Annotated in this window: 13 protein-coding genes; 5 read left to right on the forward strand and 8 right to left on the reverse strand. The window is 58.5% G+C overall.

Annotated elements, in window-relative coordinates:
* The 4 genes from FF098_RS15085 to FF098_RS15100 form a co-directional block, all read right to left on the reverse strand.
* The coding region (locus FF098_RS15085; protein ID WP_413228470.1) for a calcium-binding protein at positions 1 to 2,081 on the reverse strand (2,081 nt) is incomplete at its 3' end.
* Positions 2,082 to 2,182: 101 nt separating this feature from the next.
* The gene (locus FF098_RS15090; protein WP_155142090.1) at positions 2,183 to 5,359 is read right to left on the reverse strand and encodes a calcium-binding protein; all 3,177 of its coding nucleotides are present in this window, start codon (positions 5,357 to 5,359) and stop codon (positions 2,183 to 2,185) included.
* A gap of 183 nt (positions 5,360 to 5,542) precedes the next feature.
* A complete protein-coding gene (locus tag FF098_RS15095) occupies positions 5,543 to 7,666 on the reverse strand; it encodes a calcium-binding protein (protein WP_155142092.1) in 2,124 nt (707 codons plus the stop codon).
* A 170-nt stretch (positions 7,667 to 7,836) separates the two neighbouring features.
* The gene (locus FF098_RS15100) at positions 7,837 to 9,564 is read right to left on the reverse strand and encodes a calcium-binding protein (RefSeq protein ID WP_155142094.1); all 1,728 of its coding nucleotides are present in this window, start codon (positions 9,562 to 9,564) and stop codon (positions 7,837 to 7,839) included.
* 238 nt (positions 9,565 to 9,802) lie between these two features.
* Here FF098_RS15100 and FF098_RS15105 point away from each other — a divergent pair, with 238 nt between their 5' ends.
* Positions 9,803 to 11,218: a serine hydrolase domain-containing protein gene (locus FF098_RS15105; protein WP_155142096.1), complete on the forward strand. Its 1,416-nt coding sequence runs from the start codon at positions 9,803 to 9,805 to the stop codon at positions 11,216 to 11,218.
* Positions 11,219 to 11,253: 35 nt separating this feature from the next.
* Positions 11,254 to 12,003, forward strand: a complete 750-nt coding sequence (locus FF098_RS15110; protein WP_155142098.1) for a hypothetical protein — start codon at positions 11,254 to 11,256, stop codon at positions 12,001 to 12,003.
* Positions 12,004 to 12,037: 34 nt separating this feature from the next.
* On the opposite strand, the gene FF098_RS17885 is transcribed toward FF098_RS15110, so the two are convergent.
* From FF098_RS17885 to FF098_RS15130, 4 genes are all read right to left on the reverse strand, one after another.
* Complete coding sequence (locus FF098_RS17885) at positions 12,038 to 14,434, reverse strand: FG-GAP repeat protein (RefSeq protein ID WP_155142100.1); 2,397 nt, start codon at positions 14,432 to 14,434, stop codon at positions 12,038 to 12,040.
* 210 nt (positions 14,435 to 14,644) lie between these two features.
* Positions 14,645 to 15,670, reverse strand: coding sequence for an aspartate-semialdehyde dehydrogenase (locus FF098_RS15120; RefSeq protein WP_155142103.1), 1,026 nt, complete (start codon positions 15,668 to 15,670; stop codon positions 14,645 to 14,647).
* A 105-nt stretch (positions 15,671 to 15,775) separates the two neighbouring features.
* A complete protein-coding gene (locus FF098_RS15125) occupies positions 15,776 to 16,672 on the reverse strand; it encodes an oxygenase MpaB family protein (protein WP_155142104.1) in 897 nt (298 codons plus the stop codon).
* A 62-nt stretch (positions 16,673 to 16,734) separates the two neighbouring features.
* Positions 16,735 to 17,766, reverse strand: a complete 1,032-nt coding sequence (locus FF098_RS15130; RefSeq protein ID WP_166426575.1) for a DUF3667 domain-containing protein — start codon at positions 17,764 to 17,766, stop codon at positions 16,735 to 16,737.
* A gap of 178 nt (positions 17,767 to 17,944) precedes the next feature.
* Between FF098_RS15130 and FF098_RS15135 the strand changes: the two genes are divergently transcribed.
* The 3 genes from FF098_RS15135 (at position 17,945) to FF098_RS15145 (ending at position 21,485) form a co-directional block, all read left to right on the forward strand.
* Positions 17,945 to 18,346: a BlaI/MecI/CopY family transcriptional regulator gene (locus tag FF098_RS15135; protein ID WP_155142108.1), complete on the forward strand. Its 402-nt coding sequence runs from the start codon at positions 17,945 to 17,947 to the stop codon at positions 18,344 to 18,346.
* Positions 18,346 to 19,968, forward strand: a complete 1,623-nt coding sequence (locus FF098_RS15140) for a M56 family metallopeptidase (RefSeq protein WP_155142110.1) — start codon at positions 18,346 to 18,348, stop codon at positions 19,966 to 19,968. Before FF098_RS15135 ends, FF098_RS15140 begins: the two co-directional genes overlap by 1 nt.
* Positions 19,969 to 20,057: 89 nt before the next feature.
* The gene (locus tag FF098_RS15145) at positions 20,058 to 21,485 is read left to right on the forward strand and encodes a M23/M56 family metallopeptidase (RefSeq protein ID WP_155142113.1); all 1,428 of its coding nucleotides are present in this window, start codon (positions 20,058 to 20,060) and stop codon (positions 21,483 to 21,485) included.
* The last annotated feature ends 97 nt before the right edge of the window (positions 21,486 to 21,582 follow it).

Raw genomic sequence — 21,582 nt, forward strand, 5'->3', positions numbered from 1 at the left:
GTACCACCGAGAATACGGTCGTGACCGCCTTCACCGAACAACCGGTCATCGCCATCACGGCCCTGAATGTTATCCGCGCCGTCGCCGCCGGCGAGGACGTCATTGCCGTCATTGCCGACAAGATAGTCATTACCAAGACCACCACGCAGCAGGTCGGCCCCGGCCTCGCCGAACATGCGATCGTCACCATCACCCCCATCCAGCACGTCATCGCCGTCGCGCCCGGCGAGGAAATCATTCCCGACTTCTCCGTACAGGGTATCGGATGTGGCACCGCCAACAAGGCTATCCGCGCCAGAACCACCGAAGACCTCGCCGGTCGTCGTGCCAGTGTTCAGATAGCTGTCATCGCCTAACCCAAGGAATACATCGCCGGTGAGAGAACCATTATTCGTCAGCATGTCATCGAAAGAGCCATCGGCGATATCTGCCTGCTCAGGCAAGACAAGAATCTTGTCGCCATTTGAGTCGTAAACACTGACGGATCTGTCAGCTTCGATCACGACCTGTAGAGTGCCAAATGAAGGATGCTCTATCTCATCGGGGAAGATCGGATTGTTATTCTCATCATATAGAACATTGCCCTGTTCGTCTGTTAGCGGATCGATTAAATCCTCAATCCCCGCTATGGAGAGGGCAGGGGTGGCAATACCTGTCGGCTGGAACCTGAAGACTATCCCGCCTGCCAACGAGAAGTCATCCGCAACGAAGAACTTGATGTCGCCGACCATTTCGCCGTCATTGGCGACGACGAAATTGGCCCGGGTTTCATATAGAGTATCCGGCGAGTTCGAGTTTATGGTTGCAGCCCTTATAAGACGCCCGTCACCGTCATTGTCGCTGTCAGCAATCATCACGCCGCCAACATGATTGGTAATGAAGGCCGTGCCGTTGCCGTTCGTTTGTGTGATATAGTCATAAACCGCCACATCGCTGGTGGAGATGACAGTTCCGCTGTTCTCGATCACCACTAATTCAGTTGTCTGCCCCAAGGAGAAGACAACGGCACTGCTGAAACTTGTCCCACCATTTGTAGACTGAACTTCTATCGTGCCTTCATTGATAATGCGTGTGGATTCAGCACCTGACGCTGTGATGCCGAGGCTCGCCTGGCCACTATATACATGATCGGAGTCCCGGGTGATCATCGTCCCTGTATTGATGATTTCTAGATCCTTTACCTCAAGGTCGAAACCACCGCCCTGTACAAGAACGAAGGCTGCCTCGGCATAACCGTCGTTTCTAACGGTTACTGTGTCGAACAAGCCGGTTCCGTCTACCGTAAATGCTGCGGCCGCAAAGACACTGCCGCCTGCAGCGTTCTCCACAGAAGCTGTCTGACCGCTTTCATCCGGAATGGCACCAACGACAACACCAAACAAGGAATCAACACCGCCGATTATACCATAGTTGAGTATATCAACCGTCGTGCCGCGCAGGACTGCAGAGAGCACGCTGCCTTCGTTGAGCAGGGACATAGTCTCGCCGGTCAGCGTGATGCTGCCGAAATGAGGAAAAATTCCGGAGGGATCATAACCAATCGTGGTGCCCTCGGTCACTTCGATCGCGATATCGCCGACGCCACTCTTGTTGACGATCTCGAACTTGTCTTCGTCAAGGAGGAAGTTGAACCCGTCCTCTTCGAAAAGCCTGATTTCGGTAAAGCTGGCGCGGTCACTGAATGTGGCGAAGCGGGCGCCTATCTCCATGTTCTCGAAGGTCAGAACATTGCCGTCGCCAAGGTCAAGAACGCCGGTTGTCGGGTCGACGGGATCCGGCGTGTAGGTGAAGTTACCGTATTCTTCGAACGCGGCATAAAACCTGATGACCTCGCCGGCGGAAAAATCAGTGATCGTGTCACCGTAAAACTCATTGAGTGTATTTGAGTAAATATCTCCGCTGGTTGAGAAGATATCGAGCCCGTCTCCGCCAGTCAGTATGTCGGCGCCGGCCCCGCCGATGATGATGTCGTCACCCTCGAGGCCGTCGATGATATCATCACCGTCCAGCCCGGAAATGATGTCGCCTTCTAGCGTGCCATCAATTGTCTCGCCAGCGCCACTTCCGTTGATCTCCGCCATGGATCCCCTCAATTAGTTGTTCTAATGGGGGAACCATAGCATGATCTAGATAATGCTAAAGACTTGACTCTCGATTTATGCACGCAGGAGCTGTGGCGGCTTTATGCGAAATTGAAATCGCTGACATCGATGTCCGATGCATCGACACCGATCATGGTGATCGAGTTGTAGGTATCGCCGGTGATGGAGACCACCGTGTCATCGCCGTTCTGGACCACGGTCAGCTTGGCGAAGGCATCGGCGGCTGTCTCGGCACCGCTGCGCAGGCCCTGCGTCGACAGGTCGATCACATCGATCCCGTCTTCCCAGTCCATGATACGGTCATGGCGCCAGTTATCGACGAAGGCGAAGGTGTCGGCGCCGCCTTCCCCGAACAGCGCATCGAACCTGTCGCCGCCGTCGAGGTAATCGTCGCCGTCGCCACCCTTCATCCAGTCATTGCCGCCGCCGCCCCACAGCCGGTCATTGCCCTCGCGGCCATGCATGGAATCGGCCCCATCTTCGCCGAACAGCGCGTCGGACCCTTCATTGCCGACGAGATAATCCTCGTCCGCACCGCCCCTGATCCAGTCATTGCCGATGCTGCCGTAGATGCGGTCAGCGCCTTCACGACCATGCAGGTTGTCGTCACCGGCGAACCCGGCGAGTACGTCATCGCCCTCATTACCGACAAGGTAGTCATTGCCTTCATTACCGAGAATCTTGTCATTGCCCGCCTCGCCGAAAATGCGGTCATCATCCTCGCGGCCATGCAGTTCGTCATTGCCGTCGCCCCCGATCAGAAGGTCGTTGCCTTCATTGCCGACGAGATAGTCCGCCCCGGCATCGCCGAGCAGGCGGTCATTGCCCGCCTCGCCGAACAGGCGGTCATTGCCTTCGCGGCCTTGCAGATTGTCGGCCCCGGCACCACCGCCGGCAAAGTCGTCGCCTTCATTGCCGACAAGATAGTCATCGCCGTCCCCGCCGCGCAGCTGGTCGTTGCCGGCCTCGCCGAAGAGGCGGTCGTTCCCGGCGCCGCCCTCGAGGATGTCATTGCCATCGCGTCCGGCTAGGGTATCGTCGCCATCGAGGCCATCGAGGCGGTTCGCCAATTCATCTCCGCTGATGGAATCGCCAAAGGCGGAGCCGATAACACGCTCTATACTGATGAAAACCCGTTCGACCGTTCCGTCTGTGAAGGTGACGGTCTTTGTAAGTTCGAGCGCAAGATTGGAGCCGTATCCGGAGAAGTCGACCGTGTCATATCCTTCCCGCCCGCGGAAAAGATCGGCGGCAATGTATTGAATGTTTCTATCGCCAGCCAGATTGTGGTCACGGGAATAATCGATGAACACGTCGTCACCGTCATTGCCGACCATATAATCGCCGCCGGACCCGCCATATATAATGTCATTACCGTCGCCGCCGAAGATCCGGTCATTGCCAAAACCCCCGTCAAGATGATCATCACCGGCGTCGCCGCCCAGAGAGTCATCATCCCTGCCGCTGTAGATAAAATCGTTACCATCGCCGCCGGAAATAGAGTCTTCGTCCTCATCGCTGTATAATATGTCATCGCCAGCGTCACCGAAGAGAACATCCCTGCCACGTTCACCATTCAGGGTGTCATTACCGGCCCCGCCATAGAGAACATCGTTGTCGAACCCACCATAGATGACATCATCGCCGTCATCGCCATAGAGTGTATCGTCAGCGTCGTCCCCTCTCAGGAAATCGTTATCGGCACCGCCATAGAACAGGTCTATACCCCTGCCACCTTCCAGATAATCATCGCCACCCAGACCATGGACGACATTATCGCCGTCCCCGGCATTTATGACGTTTCTCTCCGCAGTGCCGTTCAGTGTATCGGAATAATCCGTACCCGTGATCGATTCCATGGAAATGAGGGTGTCCGTGTTTCCGTAGGAGTCGGTCATCACACCCGCTGCCAGATCGATGGTGACACCGCTCGTGCCGCCATCGCGCCAGGCCTCGACCGTATCGATTCCGTCACCGCCATCGAGGATGTCGACGCCGGCTCCGCCGGACAGGAAGTCGTCGCCGGTAAGGCCGGTCAGCACATCATCTCCGCCATTGCCGACCAGCTTGTTATCTTCCTCATCACCGCTGATAACATCGGCAAAATCGCTGCCCTTGATGTTCCAGATGTCGACCAGCGTGTCGTTGTCCCCGAAACCATCGATAATGATACCGGCTGCAAGATCGACCGTGATACCCGAAATTGCGCCATAATCGTCATCAAAGGAGTAATCGGCAAATGTCTGGCCCCTGACATAGTCGCCGCCAAAGCCGCCAGGTTGGAAATAAGTTACAACGCCGACCAGCACATCGTCACCGGCAAGACCGGCCATGGTGGTGAGGCCGCTGGCATCGAACAGTGTGTTGACGTCATGGGTGGCCACAATTGTCGATTCAAAGGGTTCATACCAATAGCCGGTATAGGCTATGATATTCTCTATGCTGGTGAATGAGATATCGTAATCGTATGAAACCCCGTAGCTACTGAACGTATAGGTGCTTTCCATCAGGTTCAGCGTTACGTCCCGATAAAAGCCCTCTCCGATGACGAGCGTGTCAACGCCGTCGCCGCCGTCGATCGTATCGGCCCCTCTCGTAAACTGCATGATATTGTCCGAGGCGTCCCCGGTGATCACGTCGGCGCCGCGCCCACCCAGAACGCTTTCTATACTGAGAAGCGTATCGTCATCGGTCTCGCCGCCCGAGATGGCGCCTGTGGCGTGGTCATATTCAATCGGGCTATCAGCGCCGTAGTCTCTGTTGAGGGGGCTATCCCCGCGCTCGTAATAGTGGATCTCGAATGTGTCCAGATCTCCGAAATAGCCACTGATGTCGATCGTCTCGCTTAACGTGGCAATGGCATAACTGATCGTGTCGAAACCGCTGCCGCCGTCAAAAATGTCAGCTCCTGTGCCGGCGTATATGTGGTCATTGCCATCTCCCCCGGATACAGTGTCATTGCCTGTACCGCCCTCCAGTAAGTCATCACCATCCCCGCCGTTGAGAATGTCGTTGCCGGCTCCGCCGCTGAGGTCGTCATTACCGGCACCACCGTCGAGCAGGTCGTCGCCATCTTCGCCCTCAATCTCGTCATCGCCTTCTCCGCCATCGATGACATCATCACCGTCGCCGCCGTATAGGAAGTCGGGTCCATCCTTGCCGTCGATCTCGTCATCACCTCCATAACCCCAGATGACGTCTTTTTCATCGGTACCTTCAAGGGTATCCGGATCGCTGGTGCCGTTGATGGTTGCCATGGTTTTCTCCTCCCGGGACAGAACTTCCTATTCTGTCAGCCTACCACAAGTCCGGGGTAAATAGCGAGTCAGCGGGTAAGATAGAAGAGGGGGCAGCAAGAGGCCTGCGCGCCAATGCGCGCAGGGTCTCGTCTTTTCCTGACGGTTGCCACCCGCTGGTGGCCTGGCAGGACTCGTTCGCCCTTACGCGAAAGCGAAATCGTCCGTGTCGATCATTGCTGCATCGACGCCGACGAGGGTGATGGAATTGTAGGTATCGCCGGTGATGGACACGACCGTGTCGGCACCAAGCTGGATGACTGTCAGCTTCGCGAAGGCATTGGCCGCCGTCTCGCCGCCGCCGCGCAGGCCCTGGGTCGACAGGTCGATCACGTCGCTGCCGTCTTCCCAGTCCATGATGCGGTCATGGCGCCAGTCGCCGGTGAAGGCGAAGGTGTCGTTGCCTGCCTCACCGAACAGGGCATCGAACTTGTCGCCACCATCGAGGTAATCGTCGCCGTCGCCACCCTTCATCCAGTCATTGCCGCTGCCGCCCCATAGGCGGTCATTGTCCGCATACCCATAAAGATTGTCGTCGCCATCCTCGCCGAACAGGGCATCGCTACCGGCCCCGCCCGACAGCTTGTCGGCGCCAGCCCCGCCGCGCATCCAGTCATTACCGGCCTCGCCATAGAGCCGGTCATCGCCATCGCGGCCATGGATGTTGTCATCGCCATCGCCGCCACCGGCCACGTCATCGCCATCATTGCCGACGAGATAGTCGGCGCCAAGATCACCCAAGAGTAGGTCGCTGCCACTTCCGCCATACAGTCGATCATCAGATGATCCACCGTCCAAGAAGTCATTTCCGGCATCGCCAGCCAGTACGTCTAAACCATCTTCTCCATACAGAGTATCATTGCCGGCGCCACCGGAAAGGCTGTCAAAACTGCCGCCGCCATAAAGATAATCAGCTCCTTCCTCGCCATAAATAAGGTCGTTGCCTTCGCGCCCCTGGAGGTTGTCATTCCCCAGACCACCCAAAAGTGTATCCGTACCAGCATTGCCTACGAGGTAATCGCTGCCTTCGTCGCCATATAATACGTCATTTGCGTCGTTGCCGAATAATCTGTCATCGTCCAAGCCGCCATAAAGTATATCGTTACCGTTGCCGCCCTGCAGCAAGTCATCACCGGCGCCGCCATTTACGTTGTCAACGCCAGCTCCTGCGTCGATGAAATCTTGACCTAATCCACCGGAAATCATGTCATTGCCATCATTGCCGATCAGCATGTCATCGCCTGCATCGCCCGAAATGGTGTCGTTTCCGGCCAAGCCGTATATCTGGTCGTCGCCATCGCCGCCATATACGATGTACGACGTGGTATCCGTCGCATACACCCCGGTCGCGCCGGTATTGAACCTGTCGTTTCCTCCGTTCATCCAGACGGACGACCCTTCCGAAATCTCACCGAACAGGACTGGCTGGCCAGGGCCGGTCTGGACCGATGTATAAACTTGGTCGCCCAGCTCGCCGAGCATCAGGTCACCATCTACCGTTCCTGTTACGAAAAGGGTGATTTTTGCGTTTGGAACATTTGCAACCTCGATGGCATTGCCGCCGGATATCAGCGTGCCCGAAATCCGTGCTTCAAGGTCGAGTTCTACAAACAAGCCGACCCCCTGGGAGGTGACATCACCGTCAATACTCAGAGTACCAAAATTCTGGTCGCCGTCACTCTCGAAAGAAATCGCCCTGTCCTGGACATCGATCATACCGTCGACAATGATAGTATCAACACGCGAGCCATCGACACCTTGCGTCAGAATACCAAAATTGCCGGTAACTGTTCCTGCTACGTAGATAAGGTTGTTTTTACCGTTGTATATGGAGACGGCATAATCAGACTCTGAATGGACGCTGCCCATAGTGCCGATGGAGACCGAATTGGATTCTCCAGTCAGGTTGATTGTTCCGAGACGCGCAGTAACATCGCCATCGATGGTTATATTATTTTGACCGCCGGAGTAGGATGAGATTGCTTCCGCGTCACCGATTATCTCACCTGTCTCTGTCACGTGGACGGTGTCTGAACCGTCAATTACGATATTGGCCAGATAGGTACCCGGAGCCACGGTCACCCGGCCTGCAACCTCTATGAAAGTGCCGGTCGTTGCGCCGTTCGCAACCTGAATGGCGGGTTCGCCACTAACACCGGAAACAGTGATATCTTCCAGGATACAATAGTCGTCATCGGTATCGATGAGCAGGGCAGGAGCCCCCGTGACGTCTTCATCAATGATGATTGGATCTTCGCCGGTAGCCATGAGTTTCCTCCGTCAGGCTCGCGCCGGAAAGTCGCCCGGCCGCTTCTCTCTCTCTCTCCTCAAGCCTATCAGCTTGGATCGATAAAGCTACAGGTTAATCCACGGAAGGGGGACTGCAACCGCCGTTCCGGCGGTTGCAGTGTGGGATTGGTGATGCAGCGGGCGTTGCGCTACGCGAAATTGAAATCACTGACGTCGATGTCTGCTGCATCGACGCCGATCAGGGTGATCGAGTTGTATGTATCCCCGGTGATGGAGACGATCGTGTCGGCCCCGTCCTGCACGACACTCAGCTTGGCGAAGGCATCGGTTGCGGTCTCAACGCCTGTTCGCAGGCCCTGCGTCGACAGGTCGATGACATCGATCCCGTCTTCCCAGTCCATGATCCGGTCATGGCGCCAGTTACCGATGAAGGCAAAGGTGTCGGCACCGCCCTCGCCGAACAGCGCATCGAACTTGTCGCCGCCATCGAGATAGTCATTGCCGTCGCCGCCCTTCATGTAGTCATTGCCACCGCCGCCCCACAGCCGGTCATTGCCCTCGCGGCCATGCATGGAATCGGCCCCGTCCTCGCCGAACAGAGCGTCGGAGCCTTCATTGCCGACAAGGTAGTCATCATCCGCACCGCCCTTGATCCAGTCATTGCCAATACTGCCATATATACGGTCAGCGCCCTCGCGACCATGCAGGTTGTCATCACCATCGAAACCGGCGAGTACGTCATCGCCCTCATTGCCGACGAGATAGTCATTGCCCTCATTGCCGAGGATCACGTCATAACCGGCCTCGCCGAATATGCGGTCATCGCCTTCGCGGCCATGCAGTTCGTCATTGCCGTCCTCGCCGATCAGCAGGTCGTTGCCCTCATTGCCGACGAGATAGTCATTACCCGTACCGCCCAGCATGCGGTCATGGCCGGCCTCGCCATACATCCGGTCATCGCCATCGCGCCCCTGGATGTTATCGGCCCCGTCACCGCCAACGAGCACGTCATTGCCCTCATTGCCGACAAGATAGTCATTACCAAGACCACCGCGCAAAAGGTCTGATCCGGCCTCGCCGAACATCCGGTCGTCGCCGTCACCGCCGTCCATTGTGTCGTTGCCATTGCCGCCAGCAAGAAAATCAAGTCCGTCACCACCCTCGAGATTGTCATCACCGTCGCCACCGATCAGCGAGTCATTGCCGCCGAAGGTCTGGAGGTTGTCGTCGCCATCATTGCCGTAGAACTCGTTGTCCTCATCGCCGCCATACCAGGTCTCGGAAAGCGAGCCGCCAATAATAACTTCCATCGAGCTGAAGGCGATATAGGTCTGGGGGTAGTAACCCGTATCCGGGTCTGGCGTCAGGCCCCGCACGTCCAGCGTATCCACGCCAGCGCCGCCATAGATGGTCGTATTGACGCCGGTTGAATTGGTCACGATGAAGGTGTCATCGCCGGCCTGGCCATAGATCACATTGGTACCGGAGTTGAGATGCACGATGTCGTTGCCTGCGCCGGCATCGACAGTCGTATCGCCTGCCGAGATAAAGATCTCGTCATCACCGCCATAGGTCCAGATTTGGCTGTCGCCGCCGAAGTCGCCGAGGTCGACATAGTCGCTGAAAGTGCTGGTATTGTCCGTGACAACGAAGAGGCGCTCGATCAAGTTGAGGGTGTCGGTGAAGCCGAGACCGTCGAAGATCATCTGGCCGTTGGCAAAACGCACGGAAAATCCTTGCACCAGCTCCAGGAACGGGGCGTGGAAATAATAGGTATCATACCCGGCTCCGCCGTTGATTTCGTCATTGCCGAAGCTTGTATAGGCGGTGTCGTCGCCGGCAAGCATGTCATAGATGTCGTCATTCGGGGTTCCGGTCGGTGCATCACTCCCGGAAGTGCCTGTAATCGTTGCCATAATTCTCTCCTGATTTGTCGATCCCTCAGGCCCGCCTTCTGGAAAGCAAGCCCCTACTATAGAGAAGCGTAAAATCGGACCGGAGCGGGTCACAGCGAGACATAAATTTTATGGCGAAGGGCCGAAAACCATCCGGTTTCGTCTCCGCAGGCACCGTTGCTGCCCCCACGCTTGGCAATCAGCACCAAAACTACCTATATATGGCGCCGGGCAGGAATAAAGGAGAGGGGAGAACGCCATGCGGTTTGTTCTGGTCGCACTGCTATTGGGTATCGCAACGGCGCTGCATGCGGGCATCCATCAGGAAAGCATAGAGAAGATTATCGCCGTGGAGCTGCCGCTTTCGGGTGCGCCGGGCCTTTCCTATGCCGTGCTGGACGATAGTGACATCATGTCAGGTGCCCATGGCGAGATGGTGGCGGGCAGTGGCCGTGAAATCTCGCCGGACACGCCTTTTGTCCTCGGCTCGATCGCCAAGAGTTTTACGGCGCTGGCGGTCATGCAGCTTGTAGAGTCTGGACAGGTCGATCTCGATGCGGAGATTCATCAGTATCTTGACGGGTTTGCGGAAAGCCCGGGCCGCAATGTCACGATCCGGCAATTGCTCAGTCACACGAGCGGGTACTCGACCTTTCAGGGTAATGACAGCCTTTCAGGCGAGGGGGCAAGCGCCGACGGCCTGTCGCGCCAGGTTGCCCGGATCGCACAATGGTCGCCCGCCCATGAGCCCGGCACAAGGTGGGAATATTCCAACGCAAACTACTACGTCCTCGGTGCCTTGATCGAAGAGCTGAGCGGGCAGGATTATGCGCGATATGTCGAGACCCAGATACTCGAGCCGATCGGCATGGAGCACAGCTTCGTTGCCGATGGCGGGGTCCATGAAACTGCGCGCGGGCATGTGCCGTGGTTTGGCGGAAAGCGTGCCCTGAAAGAAGCGGCGAGCGATCGCATGTCCGCGCCTGTCGGTGGCATCATCGCGACGGCTCGCGACACGGCACTCTATCTGGCGGTCATGATGAATGGCGAGGATGATATCATCAGTGCACGGGGCAAGGTCGAGATGATGCAGCCGGCAAGCGAAGTCTCTCCCTTTTACGGTTTCGGGTGGTATCTCGACACGGCAAACGGCACCGTATCGCATACCGGGCTTACCCCGGGCGTGGAGACGCTGGCGATCATGAAACCGGCAGAGCGCAAGGCGGCTGTGGTGCTGATCAATGCCAGCAGTGGCATGGGCTTTGGCGAGAATGCCAACCTGATGAATGCCATAAGCGCACGCGCGCTGGGCCTCGACTATACCCCCGCCGGTGACGCGGGGCGCTGGAGCCGGATGGGACTGTTCCTGCTGTTTGCCCTGCTGCCGGTGCTGTTTGTGGTTGGCATTGTCCAGGTTGCGTTGAGCCGGGCGGGGTTGCGGGCCAAGTCCGGCGTGAGCGGCGCCTTCAGCCTCTGGTTCCCGATGCTCACGACGATTGCGCTGGCGTGGGTCTGTATTTTTCTTGTCCCGCAGCTGTTCGGCGTTTCCATGGGGACGTTGCAGCGCTATTCGCCGGACCTTGCGCTGGCGCTGGTGGCAAGTGCCGTGGCCGGTGTGGCCTGGGCCGTGTTGAGGCTTGTCCTGTATTACAGCGGGCCGCGCGCCGCAACCTGACGGGAAGGTGACAGATGAACACCGGGGAGGGGCTGATGGCCGATAAAATAAAAGAAGACGGCCGCAACGCGCTGTCCATGGATGCAATCGCCGAGGACCTCTTTGGGCTGAATATTCGCGGCCTCAGGTCGATCTTCGTACTATGGGTGCATCCCAAGCGCTATTTTGCCGCGGCCCGGACGCCCGACTGGGGCAACAGGTACACGCCGTCGATCAGGCTGTGGCTGACCTTTTTTGCCCTGTTCTCTGCCCTGAAAATCTGGTGGATCGGTGGCAATGAGGGCATGATCGGGGCCTATGCGAACGGTTTCGCTCAATCCGGCATGCCGCTGCCTGAGGGCATGACCTATGAGGATATCGGCAAGGAAACCGTGCTCTGGGTCTTCGGCCTGTGGCCCATCCTGCAGATCATCAGCATGGTGCTGTTGTCGCTGGTCTACCCGTTCTGGGGCGAGCGTACCACCATGGCGCTGAGGCAGCGCTATTTCTTCGCCGTAATCGTGCCGAGCGCCAGCCTGATGCCGGTCGTCCTTACGATCATGCTGTTCGTGCCTGGCAACATGCTGAACCTTTATGGCATGGCGCTGGCGGTCGTATCGCTGTTCGTCGCGTTCCAGACAGGCTATCGCGGCGGGTTTGAAAAGGTCAGCGGCTTTCAAAAGGCGTGGCGCGTCGGGTTGCTGGCCGTGATCGTGGTGGTGCTGAACATCCTCACCAACATCATCATCCAGATCGTCGGCATCCTGGTCATCAGCCAGAAATACGGGTATGGCCCGGTGGGCTAAGCGCCGGGCACTCACCTGACACCCTGACTACGCCTTACGCAAAGGCGAAGTCGTCGGCGTTGATGTCTGCTGCGTCGACCCCGATCAGGGTGATCGAGTTGTAGGTGTCGCCGGTGATGGACACGACCGTGTCCGAACCATCCTGTACGACACTCAGCTTGGCGAAGGCATCGGCGTCGGTCTCCGCGCCAGTCTTCAGGCCCTGCGTGGACAGATCGATCACGTCGATCCCGTCTTCCCAGTCCATGATCCGGTCATGGCGCCAGTCGCCGGTGAAGGCGAAGGTGTCGGCCCCACCCTCGCCGAACAGGGCGTCGAACTTGTCGCCGCCATCGAGATAGTCGTCGCCATCGCCACCCTTCATCCAGTCATTGCCGCCGCCGCCCCACAGGCGGTCATTGTCTGCATACCCATAAAGATTGTCGTCGCCATCCTCGCCGAAGAGGGCATCGCTACCGGCCCCGCCCGACAGCTTGTCGGCGCCAGCCCCGCCGCGCATCCAGTCATTGCCGGCCTCGCCATAGAGCCGGTCATCGCCATCGCGGCCATGAAGATTGTCGTTGCCGGCACCGCCGCCGACCAGGTCATTGCCGTCATTGCCGACGAGGTAATCGTCGCCGAAGTCGCCGAACAGGGAATCGTCGCCGAGGCCGCCAAACAGGCGATCGTTCAGCAATCCGCCATCCAGATAGTCGTTCCCGGCACCGCCGATCAGCAGGTCTTCACCATACTCCCCGTACAGAGTATCGTCATCATCTCCGCCGGAAAGCAGATCATTGCTGCCGCCGCCATAAAGGACGTCTTCACCTGCCTCACCATAGAGATAGTCGTAGTTCAGGCCGCCGAAGAGTTCATCATTCCCGTCACCGCCATAAAGGACATCGTGGTCGGCCTGACCGTAGAGATCGTCATTATCGCCATAGCCATAGAGCGTATCATTGCCGTCGCGACCTTCAATATGATCCCGGTCCTCAGTGCCCTCCAGCGTGTTATCGTTTTCGTCACCGATAATCGCTTCGACCCCAAGGATAGAACCGACACTGACGACATGAACCTGCCCTGCGCGTGCTATATCATTTGGCGAGGCAAAGATTGATCCAATCAGGATGTCGTCAATGCCATCATTATCGATGTCGCCACCGCCGGCCAAGCCAACACCTGCGCGTGCATATTGAGTGCCTGTTATCAACAGGCCCCCATTGCCGTCGATCGTCCCAAGGTCCACACTGCTACCCAAGCCACTGGCCGATCCGAATACGACAAATACTTCGTCAGCATAGGGGGAGCCAACCAGGATGTCATCATAGCCGTCCGCGTTGACGTCGCCGGCAAATTCCATGCCCTCCGCATCGTTGCCAAGGTCAGGCGTGCCATTCAGGACGAATCCGTTTGAGCCATCTAGCGCCGACAAGTCGAAAGTTGATGAAAAACCTGACGCTGTGCCGAAAACGACATACCCTTCACCGTACGGCTCTCCGTCCGGTGCGCCGATGATCAGGTCGTCATAGCCGTCGCCATTGAAATCTCCCCCGCCGCCTACAGAGAATCCGGCATCGTCGCCATCATCAATGCCGACCAGTTTAAAACCATTGTTTCCATTGAGGGAGGACAGCGCGATGTCTGCCGCAAAACCCGATGATGATCCGAAAACGACAAAAGCCGCTCCATTTTCACCCTCCTGAAATGCGCCAAGAATGATGTCGTCAAGGCCGTCACCATTGATGTCGCCTGCCTTGCTAACAGCATATCCGAAGAGCCTTGCGTCAGTCCCGGTTATGGAAAAGCCGTTACTGCCGTTAAGAGAGGTAGTCGAGAAATCTGCACCCAAGCCTGAGGAGGTGCCGAACACGACATCGAATTGATAGCTCGACCCTGAAATTACCGAGCCGATCAGGATATCATCGACGCCGTCACCGTTCATGTCGCCGATATTTTCGATCGACGCGACAAGTCTGTCTACGGATATTGTGCTGCCGTTTGTGCCATCGATATCTTCCAAGTTGAAATCGGCAGAAAAGCCGGAGGAAGTGCCGTAGATCAGATGGACAGCGCCGGAGGTACCTGCTTCATTCTTCTCAGATACGAGGAAATCCATCAGGCCGTCATCATTGAAATCTCCGGCGGCGGAGACATACTCTCCAAGATACTGGTTTTGATAGGATCCGGAAATCGTAAACCCGTTTGTCCCGTCAAGCGATGATAGATCGAAATTCGCACCCAGTCCGCCATCTTTTCCAAAAACGACATAGACCTGACCGGCTGCGCTTGAACCCGAGACTTCTGTTTGCCTGGCTCCGATAATGAAATCATCTATGCCATCGCCATTGATATCGCCGACAATCGCATTAGCCCCGCCAATCAGATGGTTTGGGAAGAGCCCATCGATACGAGTACCCGTATCCGCATCAAGATTCTCAAGTTCAATAGCCATGTTTTCCTCCGCAAGGTACGCGCCGCAATTCGTCCGGCAACTTCTCTCTCTCAATGGAGGGTAGCACTTTGGCTGGTGATTGATACACCAGATTCAATTAGCGTAGGAGCAGTCCTGCTCACGAAGAACGCGAGACGATCGCCGCTATGCAAAAAAAGCGCGTCATTGGCCATGACGCGCTTTAAATCACTTTAATGGAAAGGGGCGCGCCTAGCCGCGGTCTTTCAGGTGGCCCTTGTTGAGCAGCAATTCTGCGATCTGCACCGCGTTCAGCGCCGCGCCCTTGCGCAAATTGTCGGAGACGACCCACAGGCACAGGCCGTTTTCGACCGTAGGGTCGGTGCGGATGCGCGACACATAGGTGGCGAAATCGCCGACGCATTCGACCGGCGTGATGTAGCCCTCGTCCTCGCGCTTGTCGATCACCATCAGGCCGGGGGATTCGCGCAGCAGGTCGCGGGCCTCGTGGTCGGAGATCGGTTTTTCGAACTCGATGTTCACGGCTTCCGAATGGCCGACGAAGACCGGCACGCGCACGGCGGTCGCGTGCAGCTTGATCTTGGGATCGAGCATCTTCTTGGTCTCGGCAACCAGTTTCCATTCTTCCTTGGTCGAGCCGTCATCAAGGAAGACGTCGATATGCGGGATGACGTTGAAGGCGATCTGCTTGGTGAAGGCTTCCGGTGTTGGCTCGTCGCCGACGAAGATGCCCTTTGTCTGGTTCCACAGCTCGTCCATGGCGGCCTTGCCGGCGCCTGAAACGGACTGGTAGGTGGAGACGACCACGCGCTTGATCCGTGCACGGTCATGCAGCGGCTTCAGCGCCACAACCAGCTGCGCTGTGGAGCAGTTCGGGTTGGCGATGATGTTCTTCTTCGTGTACCCCGAAACGGCGTCCGGGTTCACCTCCGGCACGATCAGCGGGACGTCCGGGTCCATACGGAAGTGGGAAGAGTTGTCGATGACGATGGCACCGGCCTTGGCAGCCTTCGGGCCCCACTCGGCGGAGACGGAACCGCCGGCGGAGAACAGCGCGATATCGACCTTGGAGAAATCGAACTGCTCAAGGTCCTGGCATTTCAGGGTGCGGTCGCCGAAGGAGACCTCGCGGCCGAGCGAGGAGCGCGAGGCAATCGCGTAGACGTCCTTTACCGGGAACATCCGCTCTTCGAGGATCGACAACATTTCCTGGCCGACATTACCCGTCGCGCCAACCACTGCTACATTATAAGCCATTATGAACTTCCAGTTTTAGAGATTTCGTGCGCGCTGCTTGGCGTTCCCGCGCGATAATGTCAAGTGAGGGTTTCTATTCCGAGCAATAGATGATCCGGGTGGCCCTCAATACAGGTAATCAACCGGCAGGCCGAGGCGTTTGCAGGCAATGGCCGGCGGCGCTGAGGGCAGGGGCATTTTGTCGGCCATGCTGGCCATCGCCTTGATCATGGTCCGTTCCCAGCCATGCAGCCGGTAGCGGTCGCCCAGTTGCAGGATCTCGCGGATATCTTCCGGCACCAGATCGACCGCCGCGCGCACCAGCATGTCCTGGCTGAGACTGGCCGGGGCAGGCAATGTCCTTGCCTTGCGCACGATCTCGAGAAAATCATCAATGATCGGGGATGGCTCGAACACCGCCTTGCGCTGCTCGAACATGGCGGCCTGTTCGGCCCTGCTGGCGGGCAGGCTTTTCGCGCCATAGGGGGCGCCACCGGCCTGTGCCTCTGAATAGGCACGGTCGCGCTCTAAATCGGTCAGTGTCGCGGCATAGCTGTGATAGGCTTCTAGAAAGCCATAGGTCGCGGTGACCTGTACCCAGTCGAGCAGGTCCGGGTCGCTGGCGTGATAAGCCATGCCGTCCGGCGTCTCGCCCCGTACCTTTTCATGCATGCGATTGACCCGCGCGATGATGTCTTCGGCGACCGGGCGCGCCGCATAGACGGTGACCATGGCGGCAAGCCCGGTGCGCTTCATCCGCTCGACAGGCTCCCGCCGGAAGCTGGAATGGTCCCATACGCCCGAGCGCACGCGCGGGTCGGCAAACTCAAGGATCACCGCAGCTATCCCGCCGATGTACAGCGAAACCGGGTTCTTGAAGACGCGCCAGGTGACAGAGTCCGCCGCGAACAGCGCTTCCTCGCCTGCCGGTGATGCGAACGTCTCAGGGGTGATCTGGCCCGTGTAGAGAAAGTCCCGGGCCTGGCTGTCCAGCGGTGCAGTGATCAGTCGTCTCAGCGGCATGGCGTGGTTCCTCTTGGCAACAAGTTCGGAAACACCGCAGCGCCGCTAAAATTCGTGCGCGATCAGCTCTGGTACAGTGCGTAGGACACCCCGAAGAGGACTAGAATGAAGACGACGAGATTGTAGATCGACGTGATCAGGAAGCCCTTGGCGATGACCGAGAACCAGTTGGAGCCATAGGCCTGTCGCAACACTGCATAGGGCTGCAGCATCGGCCATATGAACAGAAAAGGCACGAGCCAGCCGAGGAACGGGCTCATGGAGAGGAGCAGGGCGATCAGCAGATAGGCGTAGAGTGCCGCATGCATGTAGAGGCTGACGACGAGATGATCATAGAACAGGAACTTGCGGCGATAGACGTAAAACAGCGCGAGCAGCGCGGCATAGAAAAGCGGGGCCAGCAGGAGAACGCGGGGTAAGTTGTTCTGCAGTGAATTGAGATAAAGGCGCGGCTCGTCGAGGACCCGCTGGGTCGCCGTATAAAGCCTCCTGGCATGCGGTTCGAACCAGTCCGGACCTGTGTAATCAGTCTCCTCCCAACTCTGGTCGAGCCATGATGAGCCTTCTGTAGACGTGCCCGCCTCATCCAAAACGGGATCGTCCGTCTGCGTCTCTTGTGTGACTGTGTCAGCTATCGCTGTTTCATCTTCCTGCTGCGTGCTTTCGCGGTCGGTATCCGGCGCCGAAGCGTCTGCCGGGTCAGCGCCGTCGCCCTGTACTCCTTCCTGGAAGCCGTTCACGAAATCCCGTATCGACGTCGGATCATCACCGATGGCGGTATTGCTGGCCGAGCCGATCAGGAAGAATGTCAGGAAGAAAAAGAACACGCTGGCGAACAGGTACATGCGGAAAGGCGGCGTATACCGCACGCGCTTGCCGTCGAGATAATGACGGGCGAGGCGTCCCGGGCGCCAGAGCAGCATGCCGATGGAGCGCAGCAGCCGGCCGTCGAGCCACAGGGTCTCCACGAAAAAGTCCTGTACGAGGCCGATGACGGCTCGACGCGGCTCGTTCGCCCGCTGGCCGCAATCATGGCAGTATTTGCCACGCAGCGAGTTGCCGCAATTGCTGCAGATGTTCCTGTCGTTGCTCATCGCCCTCAAACGCATCCTGGAAACCCGTGCCAGTGTAGGGGGCACCGGGCCTTGCGCCAACAATCCATGTTACGCCCAGTTAATAAAAATGCCGATTGACTTGGGTGCGACATCTGTCGCAAGGTTGCGACAACAAGCAGGCGCGTCTGCCTTGGGCGCGCCGAAGGAATGAGAAGTCATGTCGAACGCCGATAAAAACGCCGCCAAACCGTCCCAGAGCGAGCTGGCCATCCTGAAATCGCTGTGGTCGTCGGGCCGCCAGAGCGCGCGGGAAATTCATGACGCGATCTCGGCCGATCTGGGCTGGTCTTATTCTTCCACCCGCAAGACGCTGGACCGCATGGTCGAGAAGGGCATGCTGGATACGCACGATGTCCACGGCATCCGCGTCTATGCCGCCGGGATCACCAAGGTGGCGACCATTGCAGCGATGACGCGCGATTTCGCGGCGCGGGTGCTGGAGATCAACGGCGCGCTGCCGGTCACGGCATTCACAGATTCAAAGCTGCTCAGCGAGGATGAGCTGAACGAATTGCAGGCGATGCTGGATGACAGCGAAGACGAAGGGGAGGCACGCTGATGGCTGTCGTCCTGTTTCTTCTTGTCGCGTTCGTGTGGAGCGGGCTTGTCCGCGCCGCTGTCGACCTGCACCAGACCCTGTCGCGCGACACCGCGCCTTACCTGTCATGGCCGGCATACTGGCTTGCGGCAATCGTCGCCTGCGTGCTGCCGCCGGTATTCCTTGTGCTGATGGTCATTTTTCCGTCGTTGAAGCCGGCTTTTCTTGATGGCCTGTCTTTGCTGTCAGCGGAAGCCGCGCTGGCAGGAGAGGCGATGCCCCAGCCCGCGCCGGGTGCCTCGCCATACATGATCGATCCGGCACTGGCCGGGTCGTCATCAACCGGCGCAGAACAGCAGGGTTTTGACCTGATGGCGTTTCTTGTCAGCGCCTTCCGGACCGTGCTGCCGGTTGTCGCGCCAGTGCTGGCGGTGATCTATGCCGGCGGGATCGTGTTCCTCGGCCTGCGCTTTGCCATTGGCCGGTCGCGGGTAGGGGCGATCGTCAACCGCGCGCGGCCTGAGCCGCTGCTGCGTGGTAACGCGCCGGTGCTGATCACTGACGAGGCGATGACGCCCTTTGCCCGGGGCGGGTTCAGGCCCGTAATCATCCTGCCATCCTGCCTGACGGACGAGATGGATGGCGACCGGCTGAACGGCATCATCGCCCATGAGGGGGCGCATATCGCCCGCCGCGATCCGGAATGGTCGATGGGGCTCAGCGTGCTGACGATCCTCTTCTGGGTCAGCCCGTTCCTGAAATCCCTTGTCGACGACTGGCGGCTTTCCGCCGAGCTTGCCTGTGATGCTGCTGCCCTTGCCGGGGCCAGCTCCGCCACGCGAAGGGCCTATGCGCAATCGCTCATCGATGCCCTGCGTATCCCCAGCCAGCACGGAGGTCATTCCGGGGCACTGCCATGCCCGCTGGCTGCCTTTTCAACCACAGAGCTAAAGGACGAAAAAATGAGACTGTCGAGGATATTGAAGACCAGCAGCGTCAAGGCGATCGGCCTGCGCGAGAAACTGACGCTCGGTGCCGCTGCCATGGCGCTGGCCCTTGCCGGCTGCGCCGGCGCGGCGACGATGACCGCTGACAATGCACCTGAAGCGCCGACCAGGCTGTCTGCCCCAGCGGTGCCGACAGAAATGACGGCACCGGTCGAGCCGACCGAGCCAACGCGCCTTGCCATGGTTGAGCCGACTGCACCGCCCGCGCTTGCGCTCGACGGTGTCGAGACGGACATCGCGATGGTCAACAACATGGAGCAAGACGGCTTATTCCAGCAGGTCATTACCTATGAGGATGGTACCCGTCTCGTGCGTGACTGGGATGACCTCAGCGAGGAAGAAAAAGCGGCGATCCGCGAAGATATGGCTCAGGCCGAAGAAGACCTCGCCCAGGCCCGGATCGATATCGAGGAAGCCCGTGTCGAAATCGAGATGGCACGTGAAGAAGTCGCCCGCGAGCTTGCCGAGATCGAACGCGACCATGAGTTGACCGCTGAGGAGCGTCTTGAAATTCAGCAGGAAGTCGAGCGCGAACTGGCCCGTGCGCAAGAGGAGATCGAGCGTGCCAGGGCTGAAATCGAGCGCGAGGTTACGGAAATGCGCAAGCAGCAGGAAAAGCTGCAGGACGACCAGTAAGGGCAGGGAGTGGGCTGGGCCGATCACGCCTGATCCGGGCCAGCCCTCTTGATCAAGCTATCAGTATAACTTCATGAACCGGGCAGGTTATGACATTCATCACCCTACTGACTTTTGCACTCCTCTGGACCGGTCTGGTCTGGCTGTCGGCGCGCTATCTGGCTCGTGACGAACAATCCGACTGGTCGGCCTGGTGGGCGCTGCACCTGCTGGCGGCGGTCCTGCCGGTGGCCGGTCTGGTCGCTGCGGGCTTCCTGCCGGCATTGCCTGCAGCTATCGAGATCGCCATGCCTCAGGACCTGTCCTTCCTCGACGGCCCTGTTGGCGTGGGGCAGGGTGGCGAGCCCGCGGGCATGCCGTTTGCGGGTCTGCTGAACAAGGGGCTGCTGGGTGCAGCGATCCTGTATGCGGTCGTTGCGGCAGCCATGCTGGCAAACTTCTTCATCGGGCGTGTCCGTCTTGCGCTGCTTGTGCGCCGGTCGTGCCCGGTCTTCGTGTCGGACACGGATGTGCCGGTACTGGTTTGTGCCGAGGACATTTCCCCCTTCGCTTTCTCCGGCATCCTTTTCGCTGGCAAGCCCGCCATCGTCATCCCGGCGAGCCTGCTGGAGGAAGTGGGCGAGGCAGCGATCGAGCCGGTCATCGCCCATGAGGCAGCCCACCTTACCCGCCGCGATACGGACATCGCCTTCGCGTTCTCGCTTGCGGCAATCCTGCTGTGGCCGAGCCCGTTCATCGCCATGATGGTGCGCCGCTGGCGCCTGTCCGCCGAACTGCAATGCGATCGCGCCGCGCTGTCGCGTGCCGATGCATCCTCGCGCAAGGCCTATGCCCGCACCCTGCTGGCGGCCCTGCGCCTGACAAAACTCTCTGCCGAAAAGAAAATGGCAGGCCGGGCACTGCCATGCCCGCCTGCCGCCTTCTCAACCTCTCAGCTAAAGGACGAAAAGATGAGAATGACCCATATTATGGAGGGTGCGAGCGGTGCCCGCAAGTCACCCTTTGCCGCAGCCGGGCTTTACATGGCCGTCGCCTGCCTCAGCGTGGTCGGCATGGGCGCAGCCCTGACCCTCGGGACCGGCGCCAATGCAGCTTCTGGCGAAAATGCGACGATCGTGGAGGGGGCGAAAATTACCTCATCATACGGAATGCGCAGATTGCCCCCCATCCTCGGAGGGAGGGATGAAGAGATGCACAATGGTGTCGACCTTGTTCAGCGCATGGGTTCTCCAATCTATGCTCCCGCCGACAGCATTGTCCTCGAAGTCACTGAGGATTTCCGTGGCTCACCTCATTATGGGAAAGTCGTCGTGTTGCAATCTGCAGGCGGCGTGACGACGGTTTTCGCTCATCTTGATGCGTGGGTGGTTGAAAAAGGTCAGAGCGTCAAAAAGGGGCAGAAGGTTGCTGAACTCGGAAATACCGGCAGATCGAGCGGTCCCCATGTCCATATCGAAACCTTGGTTCACGGCACAAGGGTCGACCCGGCGACGGTCTGGTCGGGCCTGAGCAAGTAACTCACTCACCAGGGCAGGGACAAAAAGCGCCGGTTGCTCGGCGCTTTTTCATTTGAAGAGCATGACTTGCGCGCTGCGGGTCAGCTATTGCCACTTT

It is taken from the genome of Aquisalinus luteolus, assembly GCF_009712425.2.
In the GTDB taxonomy this organism is placed as follows: Bacteria; Pseudomonadota; Alphaproteobacteria; order Caulobacterales; family Parvularculaceae; genus Aquisalinus; species Aquisalinus luteolus.